The sequence below is a fragment of the Methylobacterium sp. AMS5 genome (assembly GCF_001542815.1).
GTDB lineage: Bacteria > Pseudomonadota > Alphaproteobacteria > Rhizobiales > Beijerinckiaceae > Methylobacterium.
The window spans coordinates 1,501,714-1,514,334 of record NZ_CP006992.1 but is presented as its reverse complement, the minus strand read 5'-3'; the positions used below and the strand labels follow the sequence as shown (position 1 = coordinate 1,514,334).

At 71.2% G+C, this 12,621-nt stretch carries 11 protein-coding genes; 1 reads left to right on the top strand and 10 read right to left on the bottom strand.

Annotation, left to right across the window (positions count from 1 at the left end; genetic code table 11):
* Positions 1–171 precede the first annotated feature (171 nt).
* Complete coding sequence (locus tag Y590_RS06900; RefSeq protein ID WP_060769202.1) at positions 172–663, top strand: lipocalin-like domain-containing protein; 492 nt, start codon at positions 172–174, stop codon at positions 661–663.
* An 18-nt stretch (positions 664–681) separates the two neighbouring features.
* On the opposite strand, the gene Y590_RS06895 is transcribed toward Y590_RS06900, so the two are convergent.
* The 10 genes from Y590_RS06895 to Y590_RS06850 all read right to left on the bottom strand — a co-directional run bounded on the left by Y590_RS06895 (position 682) and on the right by Y590_RS06850 (position 12,468).
* The gene (locus Y590_RS06895) at positions 682–867 is read right to left on the bottom strand and encodes a twin transmembrane helix small protein (RefSeq protein ID WP_060769201.1); all 186 of its coding nucleotides are present in this window, start codon (positions 865–867) and stop codon (positions 682–684) included.
* Positions 868–936: 69 nt separating this feature from the next.
* Positions 937–3,657 (bottom strand): TIGR02302 family protein, encoded by a 2,721-nt coding sequence (locus tag Y590_RS06890; protein WP_060769200.1) that lies wholly within the window; start codon positions 3,655–3,657, stop codon positions 937–939.
* A 120-nt stretch (positions 3,658–3,777) separates the two neighbouring features.
* On the bottom strand, positions 3,778–4,872 hold the full coding sequence (locus tag Y590_RS06885; protein WP_060769199.1) for a UV damage endonuclease UvsE: 1,095 nt from the start codon (positions 4,870–4,872) through the stop codon (positions 3,778–3,780).
* A 46-nt stretch (positions 4,873–4,918) separates the two neighbouring features.
* Positions 4,919–5,938, bottom strand: coding sequence for a 5-oxoprolinase subunit C family protein (locus tag Y590_RS06880; protein WP_060769198.1), 1,020 nt, complete (start codon positions 5,936–5,938; stop codon positions 4,919–4,921).
* Positions 5,935–6,660, bottom strand: coding sequence for a 5-oxoprolinase subunit PxpB (gene pxpB, locus Y590_RS06875; protein ID WP_060769197.1), 726 nt, complete (start codon positions 6,658–6,660; stop codon positions 5,935–5,937). Before pxpB ends, Y590_RS06880 begins: the two co-directional genes overlap by 4 nt.
* Before the next feature lie 46 nt (positions 6,661–6,706).
* A complete protein-coding gene (locus tag Y590_RS06870) occupies positions 6,707–7,564 on the bottom strand; it encodes a CheR family methyltransferase (protein WP_060769196.1) in 858 nt (285 codons plus the stop codon).
* A complete protein-coding gene (locus tag Y590_RS06865; protein ID WP_060769195.1) occupies positions 7,564–8,712 on the bottom strand; it encodes a protein-glutamate methylesterase/protein-glutamine glutaminase in 1,149 nt (382 codons plus the stop codon). Before Y590_RS06865 ends, Y590_RS06870 begins: the two co-directional genes overlap by 1 nt.
* Positions 8,713–8,777: 65 nt before the next feature.
* Complete coding sequence (locus Y590_RS06860) at positions 8,778–9,200, bottom strand: response regulator (protein WP_060772192.1); 423 nt, start codon at positions 9,198–9,200, stop codon at positions 8,778–8,780.
* A gap of 20 nt (positions 9,201–9,220) precedes the next feature.
* On the bottom strand, positions 9,221–9,700 hold the full coding sequence (locus Y590_RS06855; RefSeq protein WP_056204746.1) for a chemotaxis protein CheW: 480 nt from the start codon (positions 9,698–9,700) through the stop codon (positions 9,221–9,223).
* Positions 9,701–9,732: 32 nt separating this feature from the next.
* Positions 9,733–12,468 carry a hybrid sensor histidine kinase/response regulator gene (locus Y590_RS06850; protein ID WP_060769194.1) on the bottom strand — a complete coding sequence of 912 codons (2,736 nt, stop codon included), beginning with the start codon at positions 12,466–12,468 and terminating at the stop codon, positions 9,733–9,735.
* Between the last annotated feature and the right edge of the window lie 153 nt (positions 12,469–12,621).

Here is a 12,621-nt window from a genome sequence, read left to right as displayed (position 1 = left end):
CCGACGCCACACTCCGGTCGGGAGCCGGCATCGCCGGTCACGTCACGGACGCGTCCGTCGGAGGCGGTGACCGCGCAGGGTGCGTGAGCCGCGATCATGCATCCACCGCGCGCCTCTCGCGTTGGGGTGGGCGATCCCGTGTCGGGGACGTGCCGGAGCCGGGGGGAAGCGATGCGGACGACGATGGCGATGGTGGGCGCAGCGGTTCTGGCCGCCGGCCTGCAGCCGGCCCGGGCGGCGGACGGGGCCCGGCTGACCGGGCTGTGGAAGCTCGTCTCCTACGAGGTCGAGGTCCGCAAGGACGGCGAGAAGCTGCCGGTGATGGGCGCGCACCCGACCGGCTACGCCTATTTCACGCCGGAGAAGCGCGTCTTCTTCGTCCTGACCGGGGAGGGCCGCAAGCCCGCCGAGACCGAGGCGGAGCGCGCGGCCCTGATGGGCACCCTCGTCTCATACTCCGGAAAATTCCGCCTCGACGGTGACAGCTGGACCGCCGATCTCGACGTCGCCTGGGATCCGAAGTGGGTCGGCACGCAGCAGACCCGGATGTTCACGCTCGACGGCGACCGGCTGCAGGTACTCACCCCCTGGCGGGTGATGCCGAACTGGGCCGACAGGGGCGAGACCCGCAGCATCGTGACCTTCGAGCGCGCGAAGGATTGAGCGCGCCGGGGTGGGCGGTCAGGCGGCCCGCCACCAGACCACGCCCATGATGACGATGATCGCGACGAATTGCAGGAGCACGCGCAGGCGCATCAGCTTCTGCGAGACGTTGGCGCTGCCGCCCCGCATCATGTTGACGAGGCCCAAGAGCAGCACGGCGGCCACGGCGAGGCAGGCGAGGAGAACAAGCTGGTTGGCAGACATGGGTCGTTGATCTCGTGAGAGGCCGTGCCCGCGCGAGCACGGCCCGAAATGGGGGTCGATCGGCGGGGTTCAGTTCCGGCGGAGCAGACGCTCGAAGTAATCGAGTTCTTCCTGCGGGCGCGAGGGGTCGCCGAGCTTGCGCCGCAACTCCTCCATGATCCGGCGGGCGCGCTGGACCGCGGATTCGTCGGCATTGGGCACCCGCACGTTGCCGTTCGAGAGGTCGCGCCCACGGGTCGGACGGCCGAGCGGGTCGTCGTCGGCGGAGCCCGAGCGGCCCTGCCGGCCCTGGGACTGGCCCTCCTGCTGGCCCTCGCCCTCCTGGCCCTCGGCCATCTGCTGCATCTGCTTCTGCATGCCCTCGGCACCGCGCTTCAGCCCGTCGAGGGCGCGGCCCTGCGCGTCCACCGCGTCGCCGTTGCGGCCCTGGCCGAGGGATTCCTCGGCCTCGCGCATGGCCTCCTCGGCATCCGCCAGCCCCTCTTCCCCCTGAAGCCCCTGCTGCTTCATCCGGTTCTTGAGATCCTGGAGCTGCTCGCGCAGGCCCTGCTGGCGCTGGCCCATGTTCTGGCCCTGCTGCCCGCCGCCCTGACCTTGCTGGCCCTGGCCGCGCTGCCCCTGCTGGCCGCGGCCCTGCTGCCCCTCCTGTTGGCCTTCCTGGCCCTCGCCCTGCCGGCCGGGCTGCTGCCCGCGCTGGCCTTGCTGCCCCTGCTGCTGGCCCGGCTGCGGTCGCTGGCGCTGGCCGGGACGCTGCTGGCCCTGCTGGCCTTCCTTGTAGGTCTCGTCGCGCAGGTCCTGCTGCTCGCGGGACATCTTGTCGAGCTCGTCGAGCTGCCGGTTCATCTCGGCCATGCCGCCGTCGGACTTCTGGCCGTTCTCGGCGTTCTGGAGGTTTTCGAGCACGTTGCGGAGCTGTTCGAGCAGGCGCTGGGCTTCCGCCGTGTCGCCGCGCTGCATCGCCTCCTGCATGTCCTTGATCATCTTCTCGAGATCGTCGGGCGTGACGGTCTGGCCGTTCTGCTGCTGTTGCTGGCGCTCCGATTGCTGCCGGTTCTGCGGCTTCGCCCGCTGGGCGAACTCCTTCATGAACTTGTCGAGGGCCTGTTTCAGATCCTCGGTGAGCTTCTTGACCTCCTCGTCCGGGGCGTTGCGCTCGATCGCCTCCTTGAGGCGGTCCTGGGCGGCGCGCAGGGCCTTCTCGGCATCCGAGAGATCACCGTCCTCGATCTTGAGGGCCATCTCCCACAGGAGGTCGGCGACGTTGGTGAGATCCTCGTCCGACTTCGCCGCGCGCAGCCGGCTGGCGGCGGTGGTGAGCCCGAGGAAGATCGCCGGCTGCGGCGTGAAGCGCTCCGGCGCGATCCGCAGGGCGTCGAGCGCGGTCTGGACGCGGGCGCGGTCCGCGTCGGGCGCGGTGACGAGGCGGCGGCGCTCCTCGGCGAGCGCGCGGGCGAGCGGCTGGCTGAAGGGACGGGCCGGCAGCACGATCTCGGCGGTCTCGGTGCGGCCCTCCTGCCCGGCCTCGTCGCGCACCACGAGGGTGAGCTTCACCCGTGCGCCGGACCAGGGATTGTCGGTGAGGTCGACCAGCGTCTTGGTGTCGGTCTCGCCCGTGGCGTCGGCCGGCAGCGCGAGCGGGATCTTCGGCACCGGAACGAGCGAGCGGCCGGGCTTCACCGGCTCGACCAGCCCCTCGGCGGCGGCGATGCCGTAATCGTCCTTGGCGCGGTAGCTGAGATTGAAGGTGCCGCGCCCGTTCACTTCGAGGTCGCCGACCCGGCTGACCTCGGGCGGCCGGTCGGGGACCGTCTCGATCACGAGGCGCTGCGGCTCCGATCCGGAGGTGGCGATGCCGAGTTCGGCGGTGCCGCCCGCGAGCCGAAAGCGCTCCTCCCGCAGGGTCGCGCGGGTCTCGTTGGCCTTCGCGCCGTTCTGCACGATGCTCCGCGGAGCGGGCCGGCCGGCGGTGTCCTTCTCGTCCTTGGCCACCGGCACAAGGGCGGCGTTCGGGGTCAGCTCCGCCTCGCCCTGGCCGGCGATGCGCACGATCAGGGTGGAATTGACCGGCGCGCGCAGGCGCTGCACCGGGTCCTTCGGGGTGCCCGACATCGTCACGATCAGCGGCGGCACGCGGGTGTAGATCGGCGGGTCGATCCAGCCATCGACGCGGAAGCTCGGCGCCGCGGCCTGGGGCTCGCGCCAGTCGAAGGCGGCGGCGACGCGCCCGCGCCATTCGGGGCCGGCGACGAACAGGGCGGCCAGCGCCGCGACGAGGACGCCCGCGCGGAGCGCCAGCGGATCGTGGCCGGGCATATGCGGGCGCGGGCGCCCGGCCTTCAGCCGCGCGACGGCGGCGGCGGCCCGCGACTGATGCAGGGCCCACAGGGCGCGGGTGACCGGATCGCTCTGGCCGACAGCCAGCGTGTCCTCGATCGAAGAAGCCGGATCATGCGCCGTCCCCCCCTTGCGGGCGGCCTCGCGGTCGATCCGGGCAAGCGCCTCGCGCCGGCTCAGGGCGCGGAGCCGAACGGCCGGCCACAAAGCGGCGACGAACAGGGCGGCGAAGAGCCCGAGCCCGATCATGCGCCCAACCGGGGACAAATCGAGCCACAGGCCGAGCCAGGAGGCGGCGAGGAAAGCCAGGACGACGCCGAGCCCGCGCCACAGCACCGGCCAAGCCCGCTCCCACAGGCCCGCAGCCCGCGCCTGCGCCACCAGCCGGTCGAGGCGGCGGCGCGTCGCGCCCTGTGGATCGCCGCTGCTCGAATTCGTCCGTTCGGCCTCGCTCATCGTGTCCGGTCGCGGCTCCCGCGGGCGCCGGGCAGACGAGCCCCGCGCACGAATGAGGAAGCTAGCATGGTGACGGGCGCGCTCCGCCGGGTCAAATCCGCCCAGCCGCGCTTGGTGCCGTCAGGCCGCGGCCAACGACAGGTCGCGACCGATCCGAGCGGCGAGCGGCACGCTCGCTCGGTTCTTTCCCTTGGCCTCGATCTCGAAATCGGTCCAGGCGAGGTGCCGGGCGACGAGCGCGTTGACCGCCTCGTTCCACATCAGGTCGGAATGGGCGGCCAGATCGCGCCAGGAATGCCCCTGCTCGGACAGCGCCGCGTAGTCCGGCAGCGTGCCGGTATCGTGCTCGAGCAGGACCGTTTCCCGTGAAACACTGATATGGCTCACCGGCCGCACCCCGCGCCACGAGGCGATCACCGCCGGGATCCGGGGATCATCGGGCTCGATATAGGCGCCGCGGCTCTCGACCCAGTGATGGTGGAGATCGAGCACCACCGGCACCCGGTCGCCGAGCCGCAGCACCGCGTCGAGGCCGAACAGCGACTCGTCGTTCTCGACGGTGAGCAGGTTGCGCGCCGTCTCCGAGATCAGCGACAGGCTATCCCGAAATCCCTCGATGCCGGGCTCGCGCCCGCCGATATGGATGTTCACGTGGGCGCCATGCGGGTGCCAGCCGGAGCCGTAGCCCAGCATCGCCATCACCTCGGCATGGTATTCGAGTTCGGCGATGCCGTTTTTCTGCGCGTTCGGGTTGCGCGAGGCGATGATGCAGAACGGGCCGGGATGCATGCTGAGCCGCACGTCCCCCGCCCGCGCCTGCGCGCCGATCCGCGCGAGGCCGGCCTCGATCAGGGCGCGCATCGGGGCTTGCGCATAAAGCGGCTCTGCCACCGGATGGGTGTAGCCGGGGAGCACCGAACTCGCCATGCGCAGCAGCCGCTCCAGGGGCGGCCGGGCCGACACCCAGGCGATCTGGCGTTCCAGCGCCGCGAGGTTGTGGCGGACCACGCCCTCCAGCTTCTCGAAGCGCGCGGTGGGTTCGAGGCGCTCCAGATGCGCCATCGTCACCGTGCCGAGATTCATCAGCTTGGCCGCGTCCTTGGCGGCCTTCAAGGTTTTGTGGGCCGGGTCCGGGTCGGGGATGAAGGTGCAGCAGAAGCCGAGGCGAGGCGGCTCGGAGGTGTTGGGCTTGGGGGGGTTGGGCTTGCGCGACATGGGCCGATAACGCGTCAGGGCCGGCTTCGGCCCCCGGCAAAAAAGATCAATCCTCCGCGCGCAAAGCGTCCACCGCCGCCCCGGCGAGGTTGGCCGCCATCAGCCGCTCGGCCTCGCCCTCGACCGGCCGGAGGCGGGCGCCCAGGGCCGCGATCCGCGCTGCCGCCTCGCGGGCAAGCCGGGTGGCGGTGGCGAGATCGACCGCCGCGAACCGCACCGTCTCGCCCGGCCGGCGCTGGGCGATCCGTCGCAGATCGGCGGAGATCACGGTGGCGACCTTCGGATAGCCGCCGGTGGTCTGGCGGTCGGCGAGCAGGACGATGGGGCGGCCCGAACCCGGCACCTGCACCGAGCCGGCCACGGTGGCATCCGAGACGATGTTGAAGCCGCCCGCGCCGTGGGCGATCTCCGGTCCGTCGAGCTGATAGCCCATCCGGTCGGCCCGGTTCGACACCGTGAAGGTCTCGGCCAAGAATATCGCGAGGCCGGCTTGCGGGAACAGGTCGTCCTGCGGCCCGAGGACGACGCGGATCGGCGCCTCGCGCTCCAGCGGGATCGGATCGAGGCTGTGGTCCGCCTCGCCCGAGGCCGGGGCGGCGAGAGGCAGGCGGTCGCCCTCGCGGCATGCGCGCCCGTCGAGGCCGCCGAGTGCCGCGCGCTGGTGGAGCGCCCGGCTGCCCATGACGCTGCGGACGGGAAAGCCGCCGGCCGCCGCGAGATAGGCGAACACGCCCTCGCGCGGTCGCTCGACCGTCAACTCCGAGCCCTCGCGCAGGACGAAGGAGCGATGCGCGGCGAGCGGCTCGCCATCGAGGCGCAGTCCGCTCGGCGCTCCCGCCAGCGCGAGGCGCACGGCCCCGCCCTCGACGCGCAGGCTCGCCCCGGCCAGCCCCAGTTCGAGCGCCGCCGCATCGGCCGGGTTGCCGACGAGGCGGTTGGCGGCGGCGAAGGCGAGCGGGTCCATCGGCCCGGAGGCCGAAAGCCCGAAGCGGAGATAGCCCCGCCGTCCGCCATCCTGAAGCGAGGCCGCGCCGGTGAGGCGGGCGAGATGGAGGTGGGCGCTCATCCCTCGCACAACTCGGCCACCGGTTCGCCGGCTTCCGCCGCGGCGGTGAGCGCGTCCCAGCGCCCGGCCGGGGTCGGGACGAACCGCACCCGGTCGCCGGGGCGGAGCAGGAAGACGGGGTCGCGCTCCGGCACGAAGGTCTTTTCGGGGGTTCGCCCCAGAAGATGCCAGCCGCTCGGGGCCGCGATGCTCGCCACCAGCGCCTGGGCGCCGCCGATGGAGATGGTGCCGGCCGGCGTGACCGGGCGCGGGGCGGGCCGGCGCGACAGGGCGAGCCCGGAATCGAGCCCTTCGAGATAGGCGTAGCCCGGCAGGAAGCCGATCATCGCGACCCGGTATTCCGGGGCGCTGTGGCGCGCGATCACCTCTTCGGGCGCGAGCCCGTGATGGGCGGCGACCGCGTCGAGATCGATCCCGAACGCGCCGCCATAGACCACGGGGATGCGCCACAGGCGCGGGGCCGGAACCACGGCGAGCAATTCGCCCGCGAGCGCCAGGACGGCCCGGCCGAGTGCGGCCGGATCGGCGCGGAGCGGATCGAGATGGACGGTCAGCGAGCGGTAGGTCGGCACCGTCTCCAGCACGCCGGGGAGGGCCCGCTCCGCGAGCGCCGTATCGAGGGCCAGCACGCGGGCGCTGAGGCGCGCATCGATCGCCGAGCCGAACTCGATGGTGAAGGCCGTATCTCCGCAGGGCAGCAGCCGCGGCGCGTCGTGCATCATGGCGGCAGGTTACCCAATCGGGCAGCCCGCCGCGAGACGTCGATCGTCAGAACCCGGCCGCGAGGCGGTGGGGCACCGCCGTCCGACCGGCGGCTGCGGCCTGGCGGTAGAGTCCGCGGTGCTGGGGATCGGGCACCAGCGCCTCGGTGAGGCCGATCACGGTCTCGGCGGCGCCGAGCAGCAGCGCGCCGTCGGGGGCGAGCGTCTTGGCGATCCGCTCCAACACCTCGGTCTTGGTCGGCGCGTCGAAATAGATCAGCACGTTGCGGCAGTAGACGATGTCGAACTGGCCGAGATGCTCGAACGGGCTCAACAGGTTGAGCGGCCGGAAGCTCACCATTCCGGCGAGCGCCGGGCTGATCCGCCACTGCTCGCCGATCTGGGTGAAGTGCTTCACGAGGAGCTGCACCGGCAGGCCGCGCTGCACCTCGAAATGGCTGTAGAGGCCCAGCCGCGCCTTCTCCAAGACCTCGGTCGAGAGGTCGGTGCCGACGATCTCGATCTGCCAGCCGGCGAGCTGCGCCGCGGCCTCTTGGATCATCATCGCGAGCGAGTACGGCTCCTGCCCCGTGGAGGCCGCCGCCGACCAGATCCGCAGGCGCCGCTGGGGCGCGCGTGCCGCGATGGCTTTCGGCAGCAGCACGTCGCGGAACAGGTCGAACGGCGCGCGATCGCGGAAGAAGAACGTCTCGTTGGTGGTCATCGCCTCGACCACGGCCTTCTCCAGCGCCCCCTCGCGCGACACCCGCAGGGTGCCGACGAGGTCGGTGAGCGTCGCGATCCCGAAACGGCGGCAGACGGGGGTGAGCCGGCTCTCCACCAGGTAACGCTTCTCCGCGCCGAGGCTGAGCCCGGAGCGCTTCCTGAGATAGTCGCGCAGGAACGTGAAATCCGCTTCGGTCATCAAACCCGCTCCGCGATCGCGTTGCGCAGAGCCGGTCCGATCTCGGGGAGCGGCAGGACGGCGTGGCACAGGCCCGCTTTGGCGACGCTTCCGGGCATGCCCCAGACCGTGCTGGTGGCTTCGTCCTGAGCGAGCATGATGCCGCCGGCCTCCACCAGCGCGCGGGCGCCGGCCGTGCCGTCCGAACCCATGCCGGTGAGGATGACGCTCAGCGTCGCCCCGCCGTAGAGCGCGGCGGCATCGAGGAACATGACGTCCACCGCCGGGCGGCAGAAGTTCACCGGTGGCCCGTCGTCGAGGCGGATGATGGTCTCGGCCGCGGAGCCTGCGAGCCGCATGTGGCGCCCGCCCGGGGCGACGTAGATGCGGCCGGGCTGCAACCGCTCGTCGGCCTTGCCCTCGGCGGCCGGCAGCCCGATCCGGGCGCCGAGATGCTCGGCGAAGACGGCGGTGAAGACCGGCGGCATGTGCTGGACGATCAGCACCGGCAGGCGCCGGAGCGTGGCCGCGCCGATCTTCTCCAGCACCTCGCCGACCGCCCGCGGGCCGCCGGTCGAGGAGCCGATCAGCAGGGCGCGCGGCGGCACCACGGTGCGCGGCTTCGGCCGCAGCGTCACCGTGCCTGACAGGCGCGAGACGGCCGGTGCGGCGGGCGCTGCGGAGGAGGCGGATTCGACCGCGGTCGGCGCGGGCCGGCGCCGGGCGCGGGCGGCCCCGAACACCCGGATGCGCTCGATCAGGTCGTTGCGGAAGCCGTCCGAGGTGGTGACGCCGCGGTTGCTCTCGGGCTTGGGGATGTAATCGACCGCGCCGAGCGCGAGGCAGCGCAAGGAGACATCGGCGTTGCGCTGGGTCAGCGTCGACATCATCACGACCTGGATCCCCGGCTGCTTGGCGAGCATCAGGGGCAGGGCCTGGATGCCGTCGAGTTCCGGCATCTCGATGTCGAGGAGCACCACGTCGGGGTTGCAGCGGGCCAGCGCGTCCACGGCGGCGCGGCCGTTGGGCGCGGTGGCGACCACCTCGTGGCCCGCCTCGCCGAGCCAGCGCGAGACGAGCCCGCGCACCACCGCCGAATCGTCGGCGACCAGCACCTTGATCGGGCTGCGCGCCGCCGGAGCCTGTGCGACGGCCGGGAATGCCGACATGGGGGAACTCGTTTCCGGGGGAGCGAAATGAAGGGCGGAGGCCTGGGCAAACCCCCGGAGACGGATCAGGCGGCTACGGACGGATGGACCGCGAAGCCGACCTGATCGAGCTTGGCCATCATGATCTCCCGGTCGAAGGGCTTCATGATGTACTCGTCGGCGCCCGCGCGGAGCGCCCGGGCGATGGCGCCGAGATCGTTCTCGGTGGTGCAGAACAGAACCTTCGGCTGGTCGCCGAGCGGGGACTGACGCAGGTGCCGCAGCACCTCGTAGCCGTCCATGTTCGGCATGTTCCAGTCGAGCAGGATCACCGTCGGCATCGCTTCCGCGCACATCGCCAGCGCCGTGACGCCGTCTTCCGCGTCGCGGACGCTGAAGTCGAGGGTTTCCAGGATGCGGCGGGCGACCTTGCGGATCACCGCCGAGTCATCGACGATCAGCGCCGTCTTCGCCGGGTTCTTGGTCGAGTTCTTGGTCGGGCCGGTCATCATGCGCGCATCCCTTGGCTTCAGGCGACCTTCGCCTCGCGGGCATCGCCGAAGGCGAGCAGCGCATCGACGTCGAGGATGACCAGGAGGCGCCCGTCGAGACGGTGGACGCCGAGCGAGAGGTCGCGCCAGCGGGGATCGAGGTTGATCGGCACCGGCTCCTGCGTGTCGGCGCCGAGCTTCAGCACCTCGCCGACACCGTCGACGATGAGCGCGAAGGTCTCGCCCGCCTGTTCCAGGCCGATCGCCATCTCGGCCGCGCCCGCCTCGCGGCCGGGGATGCCGAGGCGGCGGCGCAGGCACAGGGCCGTGACGACCCGTCCGCGCAGGTTCAGGAGGCCGACGATTTCCCGGGGCGAGAGCGGCACCGGGGTGATGCCGGCGGGCACGAACACGTCGTGCACCCGGTCGATGGTGAGCCCGAACATCGTCTCGCCGACGAAGACGGTGACGTAGTCGGTGGTGTCGGTGGGAACGGTGTTTCCGTTGGCGGCCTGCATGGCGGCGTATCCTCTTCCGGTCCGTTCGTGGTTCAGGCAGCGGCGCGGGCATCGGCCGCTTGGGCGGCTTCGCCGATCTCGGCGAGCGCCGCGATCAGGCCGCTGCGGTCGAACTTGGCGACGAGATCGCTGATGGCGAGGCGCCGCGCCTGTTCGATGGCGTCGGGGGCGACCGTGCCGGTGAGCGCGATCACCGGCATCGCGGCAAGCCGCCCGCCGCTCTTGCGCATGGCGGCGACGAGGTCGAAGCCGCTGCGGCCGGGCATGTCGAGATCGCTGACCACGAGGTCGATGCTGGCACTCCCCTTGAGCAGACCGAGTGCCTCTTCGGCGGAGGACGCGGTCGTCACGCCGTAGCCCGCCGCCTTGAGGACGGGGGTGAGCATGTCGCGGAAGAAGGCCGAGTCGTCCACGAGCAGGAGCGAGGGCGCCTTGACCACCGACTTGCGCGGGCCCCGCGCCCAGTCGTCGTAGGCGAGCGGCAGGAAGTGGGCGATGTTGATGATGTCGGTCGCCCGGCCCCGCAGAACCGCCGAGCCGATGAGGTCGGAGCGGTCGGCCGAGATCTCGATGTCGAGGCGCTCCTCGACGATGTCGACGATCTCGTCCACGACGAGGCCCATCGCCCGGTCGCCGTCGGAGAACACGACCAGCGCCTGGCTGCCCTCCGAGCGGATCGGAACCGCCGGATCGGCCGGCACCAGCGGCATGAGGCGGCCGCGGTACTGGATCAGCGGACGCCCGCCGAGATGCTCGATCTTCGAGGCGTCGATCTCCTCCAGCCGGGTGACGAGCGAGAGCGGCACCGCCTTGAAGCCGCCGCCGCCGCCCTTGAACACGAGGAGCGTCGCCTTGGCGTCGCCGGCCTCGACCTCCTCGGACTCGGTCTCCGTCGCCGCGCCGGACTGGGCGCTCTGGCCCACCAGCTTGGCGACGCCGTTGGGATCGACGATCAGTACCACGGCGCCGTCGCCGAGGATCGTGTTGCCGGCAAAGAGCGGGATGTGCCGCAGCTTCGACGACATCGGCTTCACGACGATCTCTTCCGTGTGGAAGACCTCGTCCACGAGCACGCCGAAGCGCTGCCGGCCGACCTGAGCCACCACCACGAAGCCGGATTCCACGACCTCGCCCTCCTCGACGGTCGCCTGCCCGCGCATCAGCCCGTTGAGGGTGACGATCGGCAGGAGCCGCTCGCGCAGGCGCAGCACCGGCGCGCCGTGGATGCGCTCGATGGAGTTCGCGCTGGTGTTGTCACCCTTGGGATCGACCCGCACCAGCTCCAGCACCGCAATCTGCGGCACGGCGTAGCGCTGTGCGCCGGCCTTGACGATCAGCGCCGAGACGATGGCGAGCGTCAGCGGGATCTTGATGGTGAAGGTCGTGCCCTTGCCCAGTTCGGTGGCGATGTCGACCACGCCGCCGATGGTTTCGATGTTGGTCTTGACAACGTCCATGCCGACGCCGCGGCCGGAGACCGAGGTCACCGCCTTGGCGGTGGAGAAGCCGGCGTGGAAGATGAACTTCGCGACCTGCGCGTCGGTCATCCGCTCGATGTCGGCGGCGGGCGCGAAGTTGCGCTCGACCGCCTTCTTGCGGATCGCGGCGAGGTCGAGGCCCTTGCCGTCGTCGGCGATCTCGATCGTGATCGTGCCGCCCTCGTGGTAGGCGGAGAGACGGATCGCGCCACGGGCGGGCTTGCCGGCCTTGATGCGCTCGTTGGTGGACTCGATGCCGTGATCGGCCGAGTTGCGCACCATGTGGGTGAGCGGGTCCTTGATGACGTCGAGCACCTGGCGGTCGAGTTCGGTCTCGGCGCCCGACATCACGAGGTCGATACCCTTGCCGAGTTCGGCCGAGAGGTCGCGCACGACGCGGGGCAGCTTCTGCCACGCATTGCCGATCGGCTGCATGCGCGTCTTCATCACGCCTTCCTGCAGCTCGGCCGTGACGTGGCTGAGGCGCTGGAGCGGGACCTTGTAGCCGGAATCCTCGTGACGGCGGGCGATCTCGAGGAGCTGGTTGCGGGTCAGCACCAGTTCCGAGACCATCGTCATCAGGTGCTCGATGGTGTCGACGTTCACGCGGATCGTCTGCACCTTGGCGGCCACCGCACTCTCACCGCCCTCGGCGGCGGGCGACGCGGCCGCGGTGGCCGCAGGGCGCTCCGGAGCCGGGGCCGCGGGCTCGGGGGCGCTGTCGAAAGCGGGCTCGCCCGCGTCGAAGACGTGCGCCGGAGCGTCCATGGCGGGCGCGGCGGCAAAGTCGTCGGGGCCGGGGGCTTCCATGAAAGCCCGTTCGAGATCGTCCAGCGAGACTTCACCGGGCTTGAGCTCGCGCTCGACGATCGGCGGCAGCTCGGGAAGCGGCGGCGGAGCCGCGGCGACGGGCGATTCCTCGGAGGCCATCTTCTCCAGGGCCCCGATCAGGTCTTCGTCGGCGCCGCCCGGCTCGGAGCCGGTGGCTTCCAAGTCGCCCAGGATCGCCTTGAGGCGGTCGAGGGTGGCCAGGATCAACGTGACCGAGGCGCCGCTGACGGGATAGCCGTCGCGGAAGCGCCCCATCAAGGTCTCGGCGGCGTGCGCCAGCGCTTCGAGGCGCGGCAGACCGAGAAACCCGCACGTCCCCTTGATGGTGTGGACGAGCCGGAAGATGTTGCGCAAGATCTGCTGGTTATTGGGGTCCTGTTCGAAACGGACCAGCTCCGCATCGACGGTGTCCAGATGCTCGGCGCTCTCGACCAGAAACTCGCGAAGCAGATCGTCCATGGGGGGTACTCGTCTACGCGCACAAAGGGACGTGCGACGAGCACTCTCGCCTCGGAAAGTTATTGAAGCGTTGAGGGTGGGGCCGACTTCACAATTGTTTTGAGAAGACGGCTGCAAGAATTTGCGCGAACCCGCCTCGGCTTGCTTTCCCGT